The sequence below is a fragment of the Bacillus cereus group sp. BfR-BA-01382 genome (assembly GCF_022663475.1).
GTDB classification, from domain to species: domain Bacteria; phylum Bacillota; class Bacilli; order Bacillales; family Bacillaceae_G; genus Bacillus_A; species Bacillus_A thuringiensis_S.
In genome coordinates this window covers 1-20,568 of the sequence record NZ_JAKUFQ010000034.1, presented here as the reverse complement: position 1 = coordinate 20,568, position 20,568 = coordinate 1, and the positions used below count along the sequence as shown (strand labels likewise).

Below are 20,568 nucleotides of genomic sequence, written 5' to 3'. Positions count from 1 at the left end.
GATTTAACAAAAAAGATGCTTATTTATAAGCATCTTCTTCACTCTATTTCCATCAACCTCTTCGCCTCAAAATACAACACTTGAATAAACTTCTTTGTATTAATTCGCGTATGACCAGAAGATGCAAGTTCATCTTTCGTCATTTCTGTCATCCGTTTTCTAACTACAGTGAAATCGAAAAATTTTGGAGCATAGCTTTCAAATTTTGGATTTGAAAAGTCTGTTAGTCCTAAAGAAGCCAAATGATTTAACGACTGATAAATAGCTCGACGTACTCTTTGTTCAGACGCTTTTTTCTCTTTATCAATATCCGCCTCTAAAGCTATATCCCCTAATTTCCTTATCGTAATATGATGAAAAATTTCTTTTAACGCAGGAAAGCCAAAGTCAAATGTCTGTGCCTTTTCTTGACCATATAAATATTCCAGCATACTAAGTAAATCTTTACTTCCATTCTCTCCCGCAATACCGAGTTCTGATAGTAAAAAGCGCCCTAAATCCCCTATCTTTTTTCCTTCTTGTACTGGTTCAGTACGCAATTGCGGTTTTTCCCACTGAAACACGTTATTCAATGATTTTTGAATATCATGTATAGAACGCTCCAATCTAATACGCTCTATCACTTTGCGTACAACAGATACAACTTCGATTTTATTTAATGGTTTTGTAATATAATATTCTACACCAAATGTATATGCCTCACCTATAAGCTGCTTCGATTCCACCTGAGAAATCATAATAATTTTCCCCGTGAAAGTTGACGCAATGTGACGAACCGTTTCAATTCCGTCCCTCATCGGCATCAACAAATCAATAAATAAAATATCTATTTTTTTAAAATTTAGTTGATCCGCTTCAATAAAAGCTCCGTCATCCGCCTCACCAATTACTTCTCCAAGATCTCCATCTTCAATAATTTGCGACAGCATTGAACGGAAAACTTCATCATCGTCTACGATATAATAAAACAAATCTATTCCCCTTCCCGCTTTAAACTGCACTCCGGTAAACAAACGATAAACTTACACCCTTTTCCGGTTTCATTGTCTTCTAATCTTACTTCTCCGCCTAGCTCTGTTACCATTTCATGTATGTAAGAAAGTCCAATGCCTGTTGACGGTGTTCCTGTTTGATCATACTTGGAAGTAAACCCGGGCTTAAATACTAATTTTTTATACTTTTGTGCAATACCAGGGCCATCGTCAATTACTTCAAATATTACATGTTGCTCTCGTTTATATAAATCAATATGAATGAGACCTCTATCTTCAATTGCTTCCACTGCATTGGCAACTAAGTTATTAAAGATTGATAGCACTGTATACACGTGATATGCAGCGTGTTCACCTTCTATATATTTAGCAAAACGTATATCTTTCTCTAGCATTCCAGCGTACTTTTCATTTATTCTTACAATCATTTCTGTAAGCTCATGTCCTTCTACATACTCAGCTACATTTTTATCTAATAACAGTTTAGATAATCCCGCAAAAATTCTTTGATTATCCTTTTTTATTTCGTGCACTTCTCCTGCTATTTTCAATGCTGTTTTACTACTTGAATCAGCGCTTACTTGTAAATTTCGATATAGTTGATATGCTTCTTGTGTAATTAACTCTGCATTTTGTAATGTCTTTTTCAAATGAACAGATTCCACATATAAATTAGAAAGATGCATTAACATGTTTTCATTTTCTTTTCGAACTTGCGATTCTTTTAATTTCGTTTCATATAAATTCATCATATTTAAAAAACCAAGTGCAAAGAAACTACGAAAAATAGCAATAATAATAAGTTTATTTACTTCAGAAATCGTTATTGTTGTACCGAGTACTAACATGTGATAGAACGCAAGTTCTGACATACTTGCAACAATTTCAATTGAAATGCCAAGGCATCCAATAATGATTGGTTTCTGATGGAACTTATTTACCCTGCAAAGCGAAAAAAGACTGCCATAAATAAAATAATAGAAGAACACAGGATAACGCAAATAAAATGATTCTGTCATATGAAATGAACCTTGCATGATCCAGTCAAGACATACTCGGAATAAGACTACAGATATACCAACAAGAATACCTGCAACTCCTGCTGGTACTCTTCTTAAAAATAATAATAAAAAGAAAAATAGCGGTGTACCGAAGCTAACTCGAAACGTATCATTAAAGGGATGAAAGTTCAGCTCCCCAGCAATAGGAACAACGACCATTAATATAATTAAAAGGGACATATCTTTCTTCCATAATTGATTCCAATTCAAAGGTGCCACTTCCTATACTTTTTTTCAGTAGTAAAGCGAAAGCCCGCTTATTGTTATAAACGGGCTTTTTTTCTATATTCTAACCTTTTCTACCGCTTTTATTTGGCGGTACTCCGGCTCCCATATTGCTTCTTTCACTGCCATCTTAATATCGTTATCACTTAAGTTCACTCTTGCAACACCTTCTGCAACTGCAACTTTAGCTACTTCAATTGCAACCATTTCTGAGATATTACGTAATTCTTCGACCTCTGGTAAAATAGGTGCTCCTGGCTGACTTGTATCTACCATACTTGCAACTGCTTCAGCAGCTGCTGCGAACATTCCATCCGTCATAACACTTGCACGTACTACAATTGTTCCAAGACCAAGCCCTGGGAAAATAAGTGCATTATTTGATTGTCCAATCACATACGTTACACCGTTATATGTAACTGGTTCAAATGGACTTCCTGTTGCAACTAATGCTCTTCCTTCTGTCCACTCGATTACATCTGCTGGCTTTGCTTCAGCAAGCGGTGTTGGATTCGACATTGGTAAAATGATTGGTCTTTCTACGTGAGAAGCCATTTCTTTAATAATTTCCTCTTTAAATGCGCCCGCAACAGTAGATGTACCAATTAAAATTGTCGGTTTTACATGTTTCACAACTTCAGCAAGTCCGATCATATCATTTTGCTTCCACTCACTTACTTCCGCTTCTTTTCTTGCGTACGGAATTTGGAAATCAAGAAGGTCTTCCATATTATCTGTAACTAATCCGTTACGATCAATACACCAGAAACGCTTATATGATTCTTCTTCAGATACGCCTACGCGGACCATCGCATCTCTAACTTGATCTGCGATACCGATTCCAGCCGTACCAGCACCAAATACAACAACGCGGTGTTCACTTAATGGTACACCAGAAGCTTTCACTGCCGATAACACAGCAGCAAGTGAAACTGCACCTGTACCTTGAATATCATCATTAAATGTACAAATATCATGACGATATTTATCTAAAATTTTTCGTGCATTTCGAGAACTAAAGTCTTCCCAATGTAAAAGTGCTTTCGGGAATTGTTTATTCACTGCTTGTACAAATGTATCAATAAATTCATCGTAAGCTTCACCAGTTATACGAGGGTGACGATTTCCAATATAAAATGGATTGTTTAATAGTTCCTCACGATTTGTACCCACATCTAAAATTACCGGTAATACACGGCTAGGATCGATACCAACTGCGGCCGTATAAACAGCTAATTTCCCGATTGCGATGTTTATACCACCAACACCCCAGTCACCAATTCCAAGTATGCCTTCTCCATCTGTTACAACGACTAAATCAATGTTTTCAGCTGTTGCACCGATATTGGCGAATGCTTCTTCGATACCCGACGGATCGTTAATTGATAAATACACACCACGCGGTTTACGGTATTCATGACTATACCTTTGAATTGCTACACCGACTGTTGGTGTATATACAATTGGTAACATTTCACGTAAGTGATTTGTTAATATACGATAAAATAATACTTCATTTCGATCATGTAACGCTGTTAAATATACGTTCTTTAATAAATCATCCGGCTGAGAACAGAATTGTTCATATGCTCGGCGTGCTTGTTCTTCTAATGTTAAAACTGCTGGCGGTAATAACCCTTTTAAACCTAATTCTTCTCTCTCTTCTTGCGTGAAAGCGACCCCTTTATTTAAAAGTGGTGTCGATAATACTTCTACTCCTCTTAATGTCGTTTCTAATGAACCATTAGAAGCTACTGTAAACTTACTCATAACATCCCTACCTCTATTCATATATAGCATTTCTATATTGTAAACAAAAAAGAGGGGATTGTCCCCCCTCTTCTTTTAATTTTTCTTTAAAAGAGTTGCTCCTGCAATCCCTGGGTGCGTCATTTCGAATGGATCTAGAATTAACTCTAAGTCTTCTTGTGACAGTACACCGTTTTTCACACAAAGTTCTCGAACGGATTGACCTGTTGCAATTGCTTCTTTCGCAACGCGAGCTGCTGCTTCATAACCGATATGAGGGTTCACGGCTGTAATAATTCCTACACTCTTCTCAACATACTCTTTTAAGCGATCTTCATTCGCTTCAATTCCTTTTAAGCAATTATCTGTAAAGGCACGGAAACCGTTATTCATAATGCTAATAGATTGAAGTAAGTTGAAAACAAGTACTGGTTCCATAACGTTTAATTCTAACTGTCCTGCTTCTGAAGCAAGGCAAATTGTATGGTCGTTACCAATTACTTGGAACGCAATTTGATTAATTACTTCTGGCATAACAGGGTTTACTTTCCCTGGCATAATAGATGAACCTGGTTGACGAGCAGGCAACATAATTTCCGCTAAGCCAACACGTGGACCTGATGCCATTAAGCGAAGGTCATTCGCAATTTTAGACATATTCATCATACATACTTTCAGTGCTGCTGATACTTCTGTGTATGCATCCGTATTTTGCGTTGCATCTACTAAGTCTTCTGCACCAACAAGTGGCAGTTCACTAATTGTAGCTAAATGTTTTACAACTGCTTCAATATATTCTGGATCTGCATTTAAGCCTGTACCAACTGCAGTTGCTCCCATATTTACTTCATATAGATGTTGACGTGATTGCTTGATACGTTTCATATCACGTTCAAGTACGCGAGAATACGCTTTAAATTCTTGTCCAAGACGAATTGGCACAGCGTCTTGTAAATGTGTACGACCCATTTTAATAACATGATTGAACTGCTCTGCTTTTAATTCAAATACATCGTGCATATAACCCATCGTTTGTAATAAGCCTTCTAATGCATTTAATGTTGCAATATGAATCGCCGTTGGGAATGCATCGTTTGTTGATTGCGCCATGTTTACATGACTATTTGGACTAATATAATGATAGTCTCCCTTTTCCATTCCTAATAATTCAAGAGCACGATTGGCCATGACTTCATTTGCATTCATATTCATTGAAGTACCTGCTCCGCCTTGGATTGGATCTACGATGAAATGATCATGCCATTTTCCATCAAGAATTTCTTGAGCGGCTTCTGCGATCGCGCCGCCCTTGTTCAATTCCAATCTTCCTACATCTGTATTAGCAAGCGCTGCAGCCTTTTTTACAATTGCGAATGCTTTAATTAAGCCTTCATGGATTTTGTATCCTGTAATTGGGAAGTTTTCTACTGCACGCATTGTTTGTACGCCGTAGTATGCATAGTTTGGCACTTCTTTTTCACCTAAAAAATCTTTTTCAATTCGAACACCATTTTTAACTTCAGTTAATGTTGCCATGATTATTCACTCCTTAACGATTTCTTATGCTGCTTTTGTTTCTTTGACTGTTTCTACATATTGTTTTGCTTTCTCATTATCGAATTCGCCTTCCCACTTCGACATAACAATGGCCGCTAATGCATTTCCTAATACATTGACAGATGAGCGAATCATATCTAAAATGCGGTCAATTCCCGCAATTAACGCGATACCTTCTAGTGGTAACCCCATTGAACCTAACGTTGCTAATACAACAACGAACGATGCACCTGGAACTCCCGCCATACCTTTGGATGTTAACATGAGAACGAATAATAACGTTATTTGCTCCGTTAATGACATGTGCACACCGTACATTTGTGCAACAAACAATGCCGCTAACGCTTGATAAATAGCCGATCCAGTCAAGTTAAATGTATAACCTGTCGGAATTACGAAAGAGGCAACTGCCTTTGGACAACCGAACTCTTCCATTTTTCTCATTATATTAGGTAAAACAGCTTCTGAACTTGCTGTCGTAAACGAAAGAATCAGTTCTTCTTTTAAAATTTTCATTAATGTAAAAATGTTTACGCCAACCATTCGTGCATTAATACCTAATACAATCACAACGAATAGTATAACAGTTACGTATACAGCTAGCACTAGTTTTCCTAGCGGAAGTAATGTCGCTACACCAAATTTTGCAACCGTAACGGCAATTAATGCGAATACACCAAATGGTGCAAATTTCATCACTTGATTTGTAACCCAAAACATGGCTTCGAGTACGCCTTCAAAAAAGTTAAAGACAGGCTTTCCTTTTTCCCCAATTGCCGCAACTCCTAAGCCGAATAATACTGAGAAGAATATAATCGGTAATAGGTCACCTTGTGCAATCGATTCAAATACGTTTTTCGGTACAATGTGAACAATTGTCTCAGCAAAACCTTTCTTCTCGGTTGCATCTGCAGTTTGTTTATAAGAAGAAATATCACTTTGCTGTAAATTACTCATATCAACACCAGTACCTGGTTGGAATATATTCGCTGCAAGTAATCCCATTAAAATAGCAATTGTCGTAATAATTTCGAAATAAAGAATTGTCTTACCGCCCAGTTTCCCAAGCTTTTTCATATCTCCTACACCAGCTACTGCAACAATTAATGCTGAAATAACAATTGGTACTACAATCATCTTAATTAAGTGAATAAATATATCTCCAATTGGTGTGATATAAGAAATCGCCGTTTTATTGCCATAAAAGACTGCCCCTACTACAATCCCTAAAACAAGCGCTACAAAAATTTGTGTTGCCAATCCGAATTTTTTCATTTATGTTCATCCCCTTCATGCGAACGCTTTCAATTTGAATTTATAAAAGCTACTTACACATCTTATAAGCGAACCTACAAAATCATACAAAAACCTACAAGTTCGTCACAAAAAATTCAAATATTTTTCTTCTTTTTTTCATTGACACCATTTTGTTAAAAAACGATAAAATAAACTTGATAAGTAATCAGATTGTTTCGTATAATCAAAAAGATATATACTTAAAAAAAATCGAAATGAAAAGGAGTGGATGTTATGAGAAACTATACAAAGAAATTCGTCCTATCTTCTTCTTTTCTTTTTCATTTTCTTAAAAAGGAACAAAGGCATTCGCCTTTGTTCCTTTTTTATTGCGATCTATATAGGGGGAATAGTTATGAGACCATATAAACGTGTCTTAATTAAATTAAGCGGCGGTGCACTTGCCGATCAAACTGGAAATAGCTTTAACTCCAAACGATTAGAACATATCGCAAACGAAATTTTATCCATTGTTGATTTAGGTATCGAAGTATCCATCGTCATCGGTGGCGGTAACATTTTTAGAGGTCATCTAGCTGAAGAATGGGGAATTGATCGCGTAGAAGCTGATAATATCGGTACGTTAGGTACAATTATTAACAGCTTAATGCTTCGCGGTGTTTTAACAAGTAAAACAAATAGAGAAGTGCGCGTTATGACTTCCATTCCATTTAATGCAGTAGCTGAACCATACATTCGTTTGCGTGCAGTCCACCATTTAGATAACGGTTATATCGTTATCTTTGGAGGCGGAAACGGGCAACCGTTCGTGACGACAGATTATCCAAGCGTACAAAGAGCTATTGAAATGAATAGTGATGCCATATTAGTCGCAAAACAAGGTGTCGACGGCGTTTTTACAAGTGATCCAAAGCATAACAAATCAGCAAAAATGTACAGCAAACTAAACTATAATGATGTTGTTAGACAAAATATACAAGTCATGGATCAAGCAGCATTACTGCTTGCCCGAGACTACAATTTACCAGCACATGTCTTTAACTTTGATGAGCCTGGAGTGATGAAACGAATTTGTTTAGGGGAGCATGTAGGGACGTTGATTAATGATGATGCTTCATTGCTGGTGCATGAAAAATAATGATTTCCCACCAAAAAAGGGTGTCTTTTGTAGGCACCCTTTCCTAATTCATCATCACAAATAGAAGTCAACCAATCCCGCTACTTTCTCCTTACAACGCTCCCAAAAAGATAACTTTTCAAAAAACTCTTTCGTCATTTCTTTCGAATCATGAAAATCCTCTGTTAACGCGTTATTAACTTGTTCTACAATAGGACCACCATAAATATAAAAATTCATTTCATCATTTATATTGAAGCTACGCGAAGTAAAGTTTGTTGTACCTATAACAGTTAACTCATTATCAATCAGCATTAACTTTCCATGAAACATTCCTTTTTTATACCCATATACAGTAATCCCATTATTAACAGCCTGACGTATGTATGGATACGCCGCTTCTTTTATAAGAGGTAGATCTGGTTTATATGACCAAAGTATTTTTACTGTAACACCACGCTTTTGCGCCGCGATTAAAGCATTCATAGATTCTTTATTTTTCGCTATAAAATACGGCGTTGCAATTACAATTGAGTGCTGAGCTTGTTTTATGAGCTCTATATATTTCTCAGCAACGTAATGGCCATTGTAACTAGTCATAGTATGTAATGTATTCCCTTTGCTAGCCTTATTCGTACTTCTCTTTATCTCTTCTTTCGTATCTCGCTTCCAATCTAAAGCGAATTGCTCCTCTAAATCTTTTGCTCCTTCTCCTTTAAGCCGTACATGATAATCACGCCAATATCCAAATCGCTTATCTTTCCCCAAGTACTCATCTCCTATATTAAATCCGCCTGTATAGCCAATTTCTCCATCAATCGTCGTAATACGGCGATGATTACGATGATGTAGGGAATAAAACCCGAATGGTAATTCCTGTTTTCTACTATATGTAAAATGCACGCCACTTTCCTGTAATTCTTTTTTCACCTTTCTTTCAAATGATAAATCGTTAAGTAAATCGACAGATAAATATACGTTTACTCCTTCTCTCGCCTTCTCTTTTAATAAGTTTAAAAAAGTATGGCTACTTTTATCATCCGACAAAATGAAAAAGTACGTGTAAATAGATTGCTTCGCCTCTCTTATATCAGTAAATAACTGTTTATAAAATGACTTTCCTTCTACATATAATTGAAAATCACTATAATGAGGAGCGTACTCTGTCGGCATATTTTTCCCGACTTCCATTTTTCTTCCGAGCGTAACGTCAATATGCATCCAAATTAAAACAAAAACGAAAATAGTAATTACAATAGAAGTAACTCGCAATATTTTTTTAATCATTTTGATTTCCTTCCGCTCATTTTCTTTCCACCTTTCTATTTTGTCATTCAAATTTAGATTTCATGCTTCATACAAAAAAGGATGCGACTTAACGTCACACCCTTTTCATATTAAACAAAGTTTCTCGCATCATTATTTCTTCCAAACTTATAAATAGCAATTAAGAAGAATGCTACTGCAAAGGCAAATAAGATTAAAATATTTAAATACAAATCTGAAATTGGAATTCCTTGTTGTAGTTTTGATACTGTGTCTAATAGCCATCTCTGCGGAAGAAAATCAGCTACTTTTTGTACCGCTTTTGGCATAATGTCATAAGGAAAATAACATCCAGCCAGTAAACATGTTGGTACAATAATCATATTTTGCAGTGCATTTGCTGATGCTGAGTTTTTCGAAAAAGCGACAAGGACTAACGATATTCCAATCGCTATTAAAGCAAATAGCATGAGTACACCAATCATCACTATGAAAGGCATATTGATATTTATATGAAAAATATTCGTTAGGAATAAGATTGTAATCAGAATTTGTACTGTTAATAGCAGCATATTTACCCCGACATTAGATAATATGAATTTCTTCCCATCTATCGGCGTTGATAAGAGTCTAAAATACGTTCTATTTTCCTTTTCTTTTAAAATATAACCTGATAAGTTCGCTGCTGAAAATAGCATAAACATAATAAGGTAACCCATCGTTTGGTTTGTCATATCTTTATTTTTCGAAGTATCTTCTAGCGTCTCAGTTTTCATTTTAAATGAACCTTTTTGATATCCTGCGTACATAGTATCAAATGCACTTTGATCTGTTCCTGCTACTTTACTAATAGCTGCTACATTATCAATATAATTGTATAAATATGATTTTATAAATCCTGTTACTTGATCACCTTTAATCGATGAAATTTCAATATGATTTGGTTTCCCTTCTCGAACACTTTTTGAAAAACCAGAATCTAATGTAATAACTCCATCAAGTTTTTTGGAAGTGAGTTTATCTTCTACTTCAGATTCTTTAATTTTACTTACCTTTACATGATTTAATCCTTCTAAAAATTTCACCGTATCATTTGCTATAGATTGATTTTCTTTATTAATAACCCCGATATTTAACGTCCCTTGCCCCATATTCCCATACATCGAGAAGGAGATTAGTGTTCCAATTATCGGCAAACTAATAATAATGAATAACCCTTTTTTATTTTTCAAAAGTACAGATAACGTTTTTTGTATGAGCCATAAAATATCTTTCATACTATAGCCCCTCCCGTCTACGTAATGCAATAATTGCAATTAATAAAAAGAGTGCTGAAATGCCAAGGTTTAAACATATTACCGGTAGTGCTGCTCCTACATCATTTGCATAAATAATTTTCATAACAGCTGTGTTTGCCCACGTTAATGGTGATAAATTCGTAACGAAATTTTCTTCTATTACGAAATATGCACCACCAAAAATAGAGGATAATTGCACAATAACCATAATAATTGCTCTAGATGATTCCGGTGTTTTTGTAATATATCCAATTCCTAAACCGAAGCTAATTGCTAGAAAAATTTGTGTTAATAAAATAAGAAATATGATTCCAAGATGGTCGCCCCAATTCGCTTGAAAAACAAATTTACTAAATAACATGACGAGTAATATGCACAGAGCATTTGCTACTAGGCTACCAAGTACTTTTCCAATGAATATTTCAGCCTTACTTATAGGTGCAGCAATGAGACGATCTCCTGTTTTACGTATTCGTTCTCCTCGAATTAAAGAACTCGCTCCCATCGCAGCATATAGTGCAATCATCGTTGTCATTACAACCGCGTAGTAATCCATAGAACCTGGTTTTTTCGCAGCTTGTAAAGATGTTTCTTTTATATAATCATTATGATTTCCGCTTGAAAAAACTGTGCTCACCTTACTAGGATCTACTTTTGCAACTTCGGCCGCTACATTGTACTTATCAACAAATGTTGTAAGCATGCCTTCCACAATACTTCCCTCAACACTACTTTTGTCACTTCCATAAAATTTTGCACCATCTTTATTTAACTCTACATAAGCAGCATATTTATTTTGCTTCACTTCTTCTTTCCCATCTATACCTTCGGAAGCTTTTTTAAAATGAATACCCGATTTATCGACTTCTTTCGTAAATGCTTCGAACGATTGAGAAAATGTGCTACTCGCTTCATCTTTGTAGAGCACTTGTATATCTTTAATCGCTTGACTATCGCTATCAAATGCATTCGTTAACGCTGTTCCTAACACAAGCATAAGTACAACCGGAAATGCTAACATAAAAACTAAAGTTCTTACGTCTCTGAAATCTCTTTTAATATGCATAACTGCAATATTGAAGATGTTCAATTGATGAACCTCCCTTTACCTTTTCTTCATTTACCTTTTATTTATCTCGTAAGTTTCTTCCAGTCAACGTAAGGAATACTGTTTCTAAGTTCGGGGCCTGCTCCTCTACCGAACGAATTTCAATATCATGATTAATGAAGTGCTGAATAATTTTATTTAAATTGTTTACTCCTGCATCCGAGTTTACTTTAATTACGTTCTCTTCAATTTGAACAGCTTTCACACCGTTTATCTCTTTTAACTTTTTTACATCTAAATTTTCTACTGACTTCACTTCAACCCAAATATCTTTCGTATCAGTAATAATCGCTTTTAACTGTTCTTTCGTACCTTCTGCAATTACTTTACCGTGATCTACAATTGCTATTTTCGTACAAATCTCTTCTACTTCTTCCATGTAGTGGCTCGTGTAAATAATGGTACTTCCCATTTCATTTAATTTTCGAACAGACTGGAGAATATAGTTTCTTGACTGTGGATCAATTCCCACTGTCGGCTCATCCATAATAATTAACTTCGGTCTATGAGCGATCGCACAAGCGATATTCAATCTTCGTTTCATCCCGCCAGAAAAGTTTTTCGGATAACTTTTATGTTTATCACTAAGCCCCACAAACTGAAGCGCTTCCTCTACTCTTGCTTTTAGCTCTGCTCCTCTTAAACCGTACAATCCAGCAAAGAATTTCACATTTTCATAGGCAGTTAACTCTTCATAAATCGCAATATCTTGCGGAACGATACCGATATTCATCTTCGCAAATCGATTATGTTTTTTTATATTTTTTCCTAATATGCTAATTTCACCTTCATTACTTCTTAACAACCCAGCAATCATATTTATCGTTGTACTTTTACCAGCACCATTTGATCCTAAAAAGCCAAATATCTCTCCTTCTTTAATAGATAAAGACATATTATCTACCGCGATGAAATCACCAAATTTTTTCGTTAAATTTTTAATTTCTAATGTATTCATCATTTCACCCCTATTTCGGTTTCTCTGCTTTTAGTATAAACAAAAAAAATGAACCTGCTCAGTGCAGAAGTTCATTCTTTTCACATGAGATTATTCACTTTTTTCATATGAGATGGTTCATCCTCGTACCATTCTCTTTATATTGGCAACAACATCGTTACTGAAAAACCACTTGTCCCATCTACAATAATTTTTCCGTTTACAGACGCCGTTCGCTCCTCCATCCCCATAATACCGAGACCTTTCTTAACAAGAGCTGCGCCTTTTCCGTTATCCTTCACTTGCACCTTAACCATCTTATTAAGTACATGAATATCTATAGAAATAACTGTCGCATCAGCATATTTCATCGCATTTGTTAGTGCCTCGGTAACATTTTCACCAATAATTTTCCACTGAATGGGAGAAATCATATCTAAGTTTCCCTTATATACGAAAGGAATGTTTACATCATGCTTACTAGCAAACTCCTCTATGAATAATTTCATACGGTGAATGCCAATTTGCTCAGTTGGTGGCTTCATATTTTTTAATGTAATGCGAATACTTTCAATTCCATCTTTTGAAATATGAATTGCATTTTGTAATAACTCCGCAGATTTTTCTTTATCTATCCCCATTAATCTCTTTGCAGCTTCCATTTGAATTAATGCACCTGTCATCGAGTGACCAATTTTATCATGAATTTCTTGTGATAACCGATTTCTCTCTTCTAGCTTAAATGTGTATTCTGATTGTCTTATGTACTCTTTATTTTCATGTAAGCTTTTCGTAAGTCGTTGCATATCTTTTCGCATCTTATCATTTTGCGATTCAAGCTTTACTACACGTGATATATATCGATCTGCCATAGTTAAAACGAGAAAAGAAAATGCAACAATTAATCCATAAGTCATTCGAATGCTTTCATCTGTAATTGTAATTGGAAGCATCATAATAACAAAGCGTGACCAATTCTTGTCTATGTAATGGAATGTAATTTCGTATAAATTCAAAGGTAAAAACAAAATAAAAAACGGATGAACCCTCCATGTTAATAACATAACTACACTAATTGAAATACAAATCAATATTTTTTTGTACGTATCTTTTTTTAATATAGAGATTAGCACGTTTACAGAAAGATATAAAAGCAAAGCAAATATAACCCATGGTAAGTTCGTAACATTTGAATGTATGTAACTGAACACAATATATATAAAGACAATTAATTTACTTACAGTTAACCAAAATTCCATATCATTAATCTACTTTCCCTGTTAAGTAGTAAATCGCAATTTGTGTGCGATGTTCAAGTCCCGTTTTCCCTAAAACTGATGTAATATAATTTGCGATTGTTCCTTCAGATATAAAAAGCTGTTTCGAAATTTCTTTATTTGAGAAACCTTTTGCAATTAATGCGATAATACTAAGCTCTCTTTCAGTAAAAAGACTTTTATCTATTTTACATTCTTCCTCTTTACTTTCCATTAAATTGGACTTAATTTTATCGAGAACTACATCTTGCATAACAGTTTGGCCATTATATACCCCTTTTATTGCATCACGAATACGCTCCGGATCGTTATTTTTTAATAAATACCCTTTCGCTCCGTTTTTTACTGCATCCAAAATATATTCATCATCATCAAACGTCGTTAAAATAAGCGGTTTTGTTTTCGTCTCTTCACAAATAAACTTCGTCGCCTCTACACCGTTCATATTTGGCATACGAACATCCAAAAGAGCAATATCAACTTCATGCTTTTTACAATATGCTACAGCTTCTTCTCCATCATTTACTGTATCTACCACTTCGAACTCTTCATATGTATTTAAAATAATTTTCATGCCTTCTCTAATAAAAGAATTATCGTCTGCTATTAATATTTTAATTTTCATGTTTGTTAGTATGGACCTTCCTCCTACTAACATTCACATCCTTTCTCCGTATAACATTTCCTACTTGCTCATTATATACTTCTGCTTACCATTTTTTCACACTTTTTTCATCTAGCTCTTCTGCAAAAAATATATTATTCTTTTTTTACAAAATGTGTAGGGTGACTTATCATTCTTTACGTCTATATAATAGAATGCGTCAAAAAGGAGGGAGAGACCCATTGAGGAAAAACAATTAATTGAAAAAGCACAACAAGGAAGCGAACATGCTTTTCGTATCCTCGTGCAAACATATCGTCATTATATTTTTCAAGTTATCTTTTCTATTGTAAGACATGAAGAAGATGCGAAAGATGTTACACAAGAAGTATTCGTAAAAATTCACGCCTCTCTCCCAAATTATCAATTTCGCGGATTAAAAACGTGGATGGCACGTATTGCCACCAATCACGCTATTGATTATAAGAGGAAGAAAGCTCGAGAAAGTGAAGAACTCTCCTTATGTAAAGAAAATGAGGAAAATATACAGTCCTCTCATAATATTGAGGCTTTATTATTGACGAAAGAGCAGAAATTACTCATTGCTCAAAAACTGAGAGAACTTCCTGAAAATTACCGTGACGTCGTTCTCGCACATTACTTACAAGAAAAAAGCTATCAAGAAATTGCTTTACAGGAAAACATTGAAGTAAAAACAGTCGAAATGAAACTGTATCGGGCAAGAAAATGGATTAAAAAACATTGGAAGGAGGAAGAGTTTCTATGATGCATTATTCAAAAGAAGATTGGCGCAATTATACATTAGATTTTATAGAAAGCAATGAACGTGAATCTATGGAAGAACATCTTTATGAATGTGATCATTGTTTAGCACTTTATATGGAAAGTATTGATGAACAACATGAAAACCTTCCAATGATAAATGATGATTCATTTACGAACGAAGTTATGACGCAAATTAATTTTGAAACACTACAGTCTAATGAAAATATAAAAACAACCTCACTAAAGCGCACGATCATTCACTACATAATTGCGACTGCGGCTACAATTATTTTTATGGTAAGTGGTTTATTTCAGTATATTTTTACAGCGACATCAAATTTAGAGAAATCTTCAAAACATAACGAGTCTTCTATCTCACAACAAATTGTAAACAAATCGGTAGACACATCGAAAAAGGACGGAGGTTCAAAGCATGAATAAAAATCCCTTTTTAGCACTTGTATTAGGGCTAATTCCTGGGCTTGGACATTTATATTTAAAGAAATTTGGACGGTTTATTTTATATAGCGGAGGGGCTGTATTTCTATTTATCTTTGCAGCATTTTGTACAATAGCATTAGGAGCCCGTGATATTGCTTTTCTTTCTCTATTTTTACTAGTCGTGTTATGGGCAATCAATTTATTAGATTTAGTTATCACTATTATTAATCAATCGAAAAAACAAGCTGCCGGAGAATTCATAGAATCCTCTAAAGAGAGCGAACGATTTTATATCATTCTCTTATCCATCATCCCTGGACTTGGCCATTTTCAATTAGGACTTATGCAACGCGGACTTACATTTTTAGTAGCTTGCACAGGAATCGGAAGTATGATCATTTTCGTTGCACTTTTAACATCGCAAGAAAGTTTTCTTATCTTCCTTATTACATTACCTGTTTTATGGATTTACAATTTCTTTGACGTTGTTCAGCAACTCCAGAAAAAAGAACGTGGCGAGCAATTAGATGATCGTACTATTTTCGAAGAGTTTGAAGAGCACCGCGAGCAAGGAAAGAAAAATAAAACATTTGCTTCTATTTTAGCGATGTTCCCCGGAGCAGGTCATATGTATTTAGGCTTACAACGCCGTGGTCTTCAGCTTATGGCAGCCTTTTTACTATCTATTTATTTACTCGACTTATTAAGACTTTCTGCGTTTTTATTTTTAGTGCCAATCATTTGGTTCTATAGCTTTTTTGATGCTTTACAGCAAACAGCAAAATACGGAAAAGAACGAGTACAAGACGAACCCATTATCGATTATTTTATAAATCATCAAAGATGGATTGGTATCGGATTAATTACACTCGGTGTTTATTATTTATTAGATCAAACAGTCCTTCCTATTTTGAATGATTATTTTGTAACTATATTTAATATTCATCTTAGTGAACTATATTATCGCTATTTCCAAACATCTATCGTTGCGCTCCTTTTAATTGGCGGCGGCTTTAAATTGTTACTTGGAAATAAAGAAAACAAAGGTGGGACAAGCGAATGAGGACTTGGCGTGTTGGAACATTCTCAATGGGGCTTTCTATTATATCGTTAGGATGCTTTTTACTATTTTCAGTCGTAAAAGGAATTCAAGTATTAGATACACTAACTGCATGGTGGCCAGTTTTACTTATCATACTTGGAGCTGAAGTTTTACTATACCTTGTATTTTCTAAGAAGGAACAATCATTTATTAAATATGATATTTTCAGCATTTTCTTTATCGGCGTTTTAGGAAGCGTCGGAATTGCTTTTTACTGTTTATTATCAACTGGATTACTAGAAGAATTTCGTCATTCTATTAACACAACGAGACAAACGAGTAATATTCCAGACGGACAATTTGATATACCTGAATCTATCAAAAAAATTGTAGTAGATGCAGGGCATCAGCCTCTAACGATAGAGGGAAATAATACAAATCAAATTCACCTTTTGGGAACTTATGAAATGACGACGAAAGCAAATGAAAAACTCAATTTAAAACAAGATGATTTCCTTTCAGTTCAAACGGCTGGAGAAACGATGTATATCAATTTAAAATCATTACCTGTTCAACATACGTTATTTAGTTCAGCACCACAAGTGAAACCAACGCTTGTTCTTCCACAAAATAAAAATGTGGAAATCCGTGCTTCAAATAACGAACTATCTCTTTATCCAGGTCAATTACAAAATAATTGGTTTATACAAGAAAGCTCAAGAGTGTCTGTCCATCTTGCAAAAGAGAGTGATGTTTCTTTAACAGCAGTAACGAATCAAAAAGAAACACACGGAAGCACACCTTGGGAACAAGTAGAAGATTTAACAAAAAAAGAAAATACTTCTTCAGAAGAACATCCAGAATTAAACAACCAAGAACATTGGTATAAAAATTCAATTAAAACTGGAAATGGCACGCACAAGTTAAATATTGAGAAAACTTATAATTTAAATATGAGCGTTATTGAAAAATAAGAAAAACCTTCCGCAATTGCGGAAGGTTTTTCTTATATAATCGCTTTAATTCCTTCTAACACTAATCCAATCATAAATCCGCAAACCGCCCCGTTCACTCGGATCCACTGCAAATCTTTACCGACATTATTTTCAATCATTTCGATTAACGTTTTATCGTCTAACTTATCAAGGTTTTCTTGTACAAGCTTACCAATTTTCGAATGGTTCTTCTCAATAAGATTCACAACTTGTTTTTGTAACCAATCTTCTATTTTTTGAACTGTCTGTTCATCTTCTTTTATTTTATTCATTTGTTTTTGTAAAAATGGAATAACATATTGATTAGCAAATTCTTCATTATTTACAAAAGCAACTGCTCTTTGTTGTACTTGCTCTAGCATCTCTTTTATTTTGTCAGTAGCATTCCAATTCGCAATCCACTTTTCTTTCCAATTTTCTAATTCCTGTAATAAAGCTTCATTTTCTTTTACATTGATAATCTCTTGACGAATCTTCGCTAATATAAGTTGTCTTGTGCTATTATCAGCCTCTTGTAAGCTGTTAATATTACTAATGATAAACTTCTGCAAAATACCGCCAATTTTATCTTCATCTACAATATTCATAAATGATTTCAAAGTAAACTGCAAGAATCCATCTACTTTTATATTTTCCATCGCCTTCATACCTAAGCTACCGAGCTGGTAACGAGCTTCATCTTGCGCTGTCCAATCTTTTACCTTCACTAATATGTAATCAAGTGTCTTTTCATCATATTCTTGCACAACTAATTGATCAACAAGCACTTGTAAAATATTACTTGTATTAATTGTATGTAAATATGTTTTTAATTCTTTTTCAATAATAACAGCTAACTTTTCTGTATCTATTGTTACAATTGCTTTCTCTGCAATCGTTACAATCCCCTTTTTCACAGCATCAGACTGCATTTCTCTCTCAGCAATTTGCAGTACCATTTGTGCTAACTGCATCTCTTTTACTTTATTCGTAATACTTTCTTTCGTTAGCCATTCATTTTCTAACGTATGAATGAGCCCTTTCGTTACCCGTTTACGGTTTTTAGGTAACAAAGCTGTATGCGGAATTGGGATACCCATCGGATGACGGAATAAAGCAGTAACTGCAAACCAATCCGCAAGTCCCCCAACCAATCCAGCTTCAAATCCACCTTGTATAATCTCTCCAGCTACCGTTCCTTGAAAAGGGATAGAAGCCGCAAAGCCGACACCCATAACCCCAAGCGAAATACCCGCTATATATTTAGTCTGTAATGACATCGTATACACATCCTCTTATTATGTAAAATAAAGCTTTTTTGTTATATTTATTCAATATTAGTTATCCTTTATATATACTATAAAGAACTATTGTGAAAATAACAAAGATTTTTATGTACATGAAAAAATGAGGCTACAACTAGCCTCATTTTTCTTATATCGTTAATTCCAAACCTTTCCTATAATATTCATTCATTACATCTTTAGGAACCATGCTTCCACCCGTTCCCCACACAATATGAGTACCTTTTTTCACTTTCTCTGTTAACTGTTGCTTTTGTAAATACTCATCTTCTTTACACACTTTCACTGGCCCTATCATACCTGCTAGTGCAGAAGGCTCTAAATAAATATTCTCCGTATCAGCTAGTTCTTTTAACAATCTATATAACTCTTCATCGTTTACTGTATAATTTCCACTTAAAAATGGTTCCATCGTTTTCCCGACAAATCCAGACGGTCTTCCTACCGCAAGTCCATCCGCATCTGTTACATTATCAATTCCGATATCTTGAACGGCAATTTTGTCATGAAGGCCTGTCATTAAGCCGAGTAACATACATGGTGAGTGTGTTGGCTCTGCAAAGAAACAATGAACGTTGTCTTTATACAATAACTTTAAACCGAATGCTACTCCGCCAGGTCCTCCTCCTACTCCGCACGGAAGGTAAACAAATAAAGGGTGATCTTCATCTACTACAACCTCTAACTCTTCTAATTGCTTTTGTAATCGTGATGCTGCTACTGAGTATCCTAAAAATAGATCATGTGAGTTTTCATCGTCTACAAAATAACAGCTAGGATCCGCATCTGCCTGTCGTCTTCCTTCTTCTACTGCTTTGCTATAATCATCTTCATATTCAATAACGTTTACACCTTTACTTCTTAATAAACTTTTCTTCCATTCTTTTGCGTCTGCTGACATATGAACAGTTACATTAAAACCTAGATTCGCACTCATAATTCCTATGCTAAGTCCTAAATTCCCTGTAGAACCTACCGCAATTGAATACTTCGAGAAAAACTCTCTACATGTATCACTATCTAAAATGGAATAATCATCTTCTTCTGTTAACATTCCGTGCTGCAATGCTAGTTGCTCAGCATGTTTCAACACTTCATAAATGCCACCTCTAGCTTTAATTGATCCTGATATCGGGAGATGACTATCACATTTTAATAATAATTCTCCTAAAATAGGTTGCTTGTAATTTGTCTCTAAAGCTTCTTTCATAGAAGGTATTTTTACTAAAGGTGATTCGATTATGCCGTTAGTCCCTTTCGTTTCAGGAAAAACTTTCGCAATATATGGCGCAAAACGCTTTAATCTCTCTTCCGCATCTTTTACATTCTCTTCATTAAGTGGTGAATCTTTTATTGCCCTTTCATACTTTTCTATGTGTGGGTTTATCCAAAATACTTCTTTTGTTGCAATAAGTTTATTCACTAATGGGTATTCTGCTTGTAATGCCCCTATTTCTTTCATTTTGTTTCCTCCTTATATCCTTGTAGCTCACCATATAATAAATTATAATTAAATTAATTTTAATATAGTTTAACACAAATCGTTCACTTTAGTTAATTTTAATTTAATTTA

Annotated in this window: 18 protein-coding genes; 5 read left to right on the top strand and 13 right to left on the bottom strand. The window is 34.8% G+C overall.

From position 1 onward, the window contains the following. Positions 1–38: 38 nt before the first annotated feature. The 5 genes from MR160_RS15620 to MR160_RS15600 all read right to left on the bottom strand — a co-directional run bounded on the left by MR160_RS15620 (position 39) and on the right by MR160_RS15600 (position 6,859). Positions 39–971, bottom strand: coding sequence for a response regulator (locus MR160_RS15620; RefSeq protein ID WP_000500296.1), 933 nt, complete (start codon positions 969–971; stop codon positions 39–41). A gap of 2 nt (positions 972–973) precedes the next feature. Then, a complete protein-coding gene (locus MR160_RS15615; RefSeq protein WP_079245336.1) occupies positions 974–2,272 on the bottom strand; it encodes an ATP-binding protein in 1,299 nt (432 codons plus the stop codon). A gap of 63 nt (positions 2,273–2,335) precedes the next feature. After that, positions 2,336–4,048 carry an oxaloacetate-decarboxylating malate dehydrogenase gene (gene malS / locus MR160_RS15610; RefSeq protein WP_000033289.1) on the bottom strand — a complete coding sequence of 571 codons (1,713 nt, stop codon included), beginning with the start codon at positions 4,046–4,048 and terminating at the stop codon, positions 2,336–2,338. 75 nt (positions 4,049–4,123) lie between these two features. Then, positions 4,124–5,563 carry an aspartate ammonia-lyase gene (aspA, locus tag MR160_RS15605; RefSeq protein ID WP_000224185.1) on the bottom strand — a complete coding sequence of 480 codons (1,440 nt, stop codon included), beginning with the start codon at positions 5,561–5,563 and terminating at the stop codon, positions 4,124–4,126. Between the two features lie 24 nt (positions 5,564–5,587). Next, entirely contained in the window at positions 5,588–6,859 is a 1,272-nt protein-coding gene (locus tag MR160_RS15600; protein WP_000713293.1) for a cation:dicarboxylate symporter family transporter, read from the bottom strand. Between the two features lie 376 nt (positions 6,860–7,235). On the opposite strand from MR160_RS15600, the gene pyrH reads away from it, so the two are divergent. Continuing rightward, positions 7,236–7,979: a UMP kinase gene (gene pyrH / locus MR160_RS15595; protein ID WP_001248060.1), complete on the top strand. Its 744-nt coding sequence runs from the start codon at positions 7,236–7,238 to the stop codon at positions 7,977–7,979. A 54-nt stretch (positions 7,980–8,033) separates the two neighbouring features. Here pyrH and MR160_RS15590 read toward each other — a convergent pair whose 3' ends face one another. From MR160_RS15590 to MR160_RS15565, 6 genes are all read right to left on the bottom strand, one after another. Further along, a complete protein-coding gene (locus MR160_RS15590; protein WP_044783483.1) occupies positions 8,034–9,245 on the bottom strand; it encodes a phospholipase D-like domain-containing protein in 1,212 nt (403 codons plus the stop codon). Between the two features lie 110 nt (positions 9,246–9,355). After that, positions 9,356–10,501: an ABC transporter permease gene (locus tag MR160_RS15585; protein ID WP_000651861.1), complete on the bottom strand. Its 1,146-nt coding sequence runs from the start codon at positions 10,499–10,501 to the stop codon at positions 9,356–9,358. Position 10,502: 1 nt separating this feature from the next. Next, complete coding sequence (locus MR160_RS15580) at positions 10,503–11,612, bottom strand: ABC transporter permease (protein WP_001020189.1); 1,110 nt, start codon at positions 11,610–11,612, stop codon at positions 10,503–10,505. A gap of 37 nt (positions 11,613–11,649) precedes the next feature. Beyond that, entirely contained in the window at positions 11,650–12,588 is a 939-nt protein-coding gene (locus MR160_RS15575; protein ID WP_001093814.1) for an ABC transporter ATP-binding protein, read from the bottom strand. A 137-nt stretch (positions 12,589–12,725) separates the two neighbouring features. Continuing rightward, positions 12,726–13,826, bottom strand: coding sequence for a sensor histidine kinase (locus MR160_RS15570; RefSeq protein WP_000397660.1), 1,101 nt, complete (start codon positions 13,824–13,826; stop codon positions 12,726–12,728). Between the two features lie 4 nt (positions 13,827–13,830). Beyond that, positions 13,831–14,469, bottom strand: coding sequence for a response regulator transcription factor (locus MR160_RS15565; protein WP_000694093.1), 639 nt, complete (start codon positions 14,467–14,469; stop codon positions 13,831–13,833). A 283-nt stretch (positions 14,470–14,752) separates the two neighbouring features. On the opposite strand from MR160_RS15565, the gene MR160_RS15560 reads away from it, so the two are divergent. From MR160_RS15560 to exsE, 4 genes are read left to right on the top strand one after another with little or no spacing between them, the layout of a single operon-like run. Beyond that, positions 14,753–15,235 (top strand): RNA polymerase sigma factor, encoded by a 483-nt coding sequence (locus tag MR160_RS15560; RefSeq protein WP_001195483.1) that lies wholly within the window; start codon positions 14,753–14,755, stop codon positions 15,233–15,235. After that, positions 15,232–15,675: a hypothetical protein gene (locus MR160_RS15555; protein ID WP_000972351.1), complete on the top strand. Its 444-nt coding sequence runs from the start codon at positions 15,232–15,234 to the stop codon at positions 15,673–15,675. Before MR160_RS15560 ends, MR160_RS15555 begins: the two co-directional genes overlap by 4 nt. Beyond that, on the top strand, positions 15,668–16,738 hold the full coding sequence (locus MR160_RS15550; protein WP_001039098.1) for a hypothetical protein: 1,071 nt from the start codon (positions 15,668–15,670) through the stop codon (positions 16,736–16,738). Before MR160_RS15555 ends, MR160_RS15550 begins: the two co-directional genes overlap by 8 nt. Beyond that, a complete protein-coding gene (gene exsE / locus MR160_RS15545; RefSeq protein WP_044783484.1) occupies positions 16,735–17,691 on the top strand; it encodes an exosporium protein ExsE in 957 nt (318 codons plus the stop codon). Before MR160_RS15550 ends, exsE begins: the two co-directional genes overlap by 4 nt. Before the next feature lie 32 nt (positions 17,692–17,723). Here exsE and MR160_RS15540 read toward each other — a convergent pair whose 3' ends face one another. Continuing rightward, positions 17,724–18,971, bottom strand: a complete 1,248-nt coding sequence (locus MR160_RS15540; protein WP_000058309.1) for a DUF445 domain-containing protein — start codon at positions 18,969–18,971, stop codon at positions 17,724–17,726. Between the two features lie 154 nt (positions 18,972–19,125). Next, entirely contained in the window at positions 19,126–20,457 is a 1,332-nt protein-coding gene (locus MR160_RS15535) for a D-serine ammonia-lyase (protein WP_000658546.1), read from the bottom strand. Positions 20,458–20,568: the final 111 nt, after the last annotated feature.